Genomic DNA, 2,015 nt, shown 5'->3' with positions numbered 1-2,015 from the left:
CACCGCGAGGAGCGGGGCGAGCGGGAGCACGACCAGCAGACGTCTACTTGACGTCGGCATCGTTCGCGACGAACAGCATCGAGTGGGGCTTCGCGTTGCCGAAGGAGCCGTGCGGCCAGCTCTCCCGGTTGAACGAGACACAGGTGTCACCCGTGACCTCGTCCTTGAAGTCCTCGTCGAGCTGCAGCGAGCCGTCCTGCGCGATGTCCACGAGGCAGACCTTGTGGTCACCGTCGGTGCCGGTGCGGGCCACGAAGTAGTTCGTGGTCGCGAGGCGCCTCGGCTGGTCGGTCTCGTGGTAGAAGCCGTCCTCGCCGAGCTCGAGGTTGTCCAGGGCACCCCAGTGCGGTCCGCCCGCGGCCTTGCCGGGGTTGATCGTCTGGTGCCCCTTGAGCGTCGGGCAGTCGGCCTCGGCACCCTCGCCCGCGATCTCGGCCTCGGTGTCGATCGAGCACTCGGCGTCCGCACCGGCGGAGACCAGCTTCTCGATGTCCAGCGCGATCACGCCGCCCGCGGTGCCCGGGTCGTCCGGCCCGAGCGCGCCCGGCTTGCGGCCGATGATCGCGTGGTACAGCGTCTTGTCGTCCGGGCTGGTCTGCAGCCACCCGCCGTTGGACGACGGACCGCCGTTGTCACCCGCCTTCGGGTCCAGTTCCTTCACCGCGGCGGAGAGGTCGTAGATCTCCTTCCACTCCGGCTCGGGGACCGTGATGTCCGGCGTGTAGAACAGCGCCCCACCCTGCATGGTCTGGGCGAACGCGCCCTTGTGGCCCGGCAGGTTGGTGACCGTGGTCTCCATCGCCGCACGGTTCTCGTTGTGCAGCGGGTCCTGCCCGTTCGAGCGCGGACCGGTCGGCAGGTAGGACACCGACTTGACCTTGGGGTGGTTCAGGTCGGAGATGTCCCAGGTCCGGACCGTGGGTCGACGCAGGTACGGCGACGGCGCCCCGACCGGGTTCAGGATGATGGTCCGCGGCTCGGCGTAGTCGCTGGTCACCATCGTGTCCAGGTCCTCACGGACCTGGATGCCGTGCGGGTTGGCGCAGCTCGGCTGCCCCAGCGCCGGCATGTTGAGGCACTGGGTCGGGTCCTCGGGCGTGGTGGTCGCGGCCGGGGCCTCGACCAGCTTCTGCCCGTCCGGACCGAACCGGACGACCTCACCCGGCGTGCCCGCGAACCCGTTCCCGGTGCGGACCTCGCCGTTCGAGTAGGTGCAGGGACCGGGGACGACCGGGCCGCCCATGTAGGTCCCGTACGCCGTGCCATCGTTCAGAACCCAGTACGCGTCCGGCACCGACCCACAGAGGGTTTGACTGGGGAGGCTGATGCCGGAGAGCTTGAGCTCCGGCAGCGCGGCCACGTCGAAGACGTAGGTGGCCGCCGAGTAGAGGCCACCCGCGTAGATCTTGTCGCCCTTGCGCCACGAGTACTGCATGTGGTGCGGCTCGTTCTCCACGAGCGGGCCGACGGTCGCGGTGTTCACGACCTTGCCGTAGTTCGGCGAGCCCTTCGTGACGTCGACGACCGCCATGAAGTCCGGACCCGGGAGTGCGTCTCGGACCTTGTCCACGGGGTTCGCCAGCGACCCGGGCAGGTTCTTGACGTCGGGGACGACGGTGTCCGCGACGTTCTCGTCACCGGCCCAGACCACCATGTACTCGGGCCGGTTCCCCGAACCCTCGCCGGTGGCGGCCTTGTCGATGTTGTTCTCGACCCAGTAGTCCTTGCCGTCGCCACCCTTGACGGTGGAGCGGACGGTCTGGACGTCGGCGTAGGCGTCCCCACCCGGGATCGTGGTCACCGCGGCGACCACGCCCACCGCCAGCAGGCCGAGCAGGACCTTGCGTGCGGCGCGCATCAGCTCGGGAGGAGTCGGGTGGGCGCGCCCACGGCCGACTGGATCAGGCCCGCGACCGGCACGCCGGCGGGCGCGGTGTCACGGAGCTGGTTGATCGGGTCGTCGAACGCCGTTCGGCTCGACTCGCCGTAGGGCGCCTCGGGGGCCGGGGCGGGCT

At 69.9% G+C, this 2,015-nt stretch carries 1 protein-coding gene; it reads right to left on the bottom strand.

Going from position 1 to position 2,015, the window contains the following annotated elements:
* Positions 1-43: 43 nt before the first annotated feature.
* Entirely contained in the window at positions 44-1,858 is a 1,815-nt protein-coding gene (locus H5J29_RS30510; RefSeq protein WP_246394495.1) for a selenium-binding family protein, read from the bottom strand.
* Positions 1,859-2,015 lie beyond the last annotated feature (157 nt).

The organism is Pseudonocardia pini (assembly GCF_013870575.1).
In the GTDB taxonomy this organism is placed as follows: domain Bacteria; phylum Actinomycetota; class Actinomycetes; order Mycobacteriales; family Pseudonocardiaceae; genus Pseudonocardia; species Pseudonocardia pini.
The sequence above is the reverse complement of the archived record's forward strand: the minus strand, read 5'-3'. Positions and strand labels throughout refer to the sequence as shown.

Coding starts and splice junctions, on each gene's coding strand:
- H5J29_RS30510 (WP_246394495.1), bottom strand. CDS start 1,858: ATGCGCGCCGCACGCAAGGTCCTGCTCGGCCTGCTGGCGGTGGGCGTG.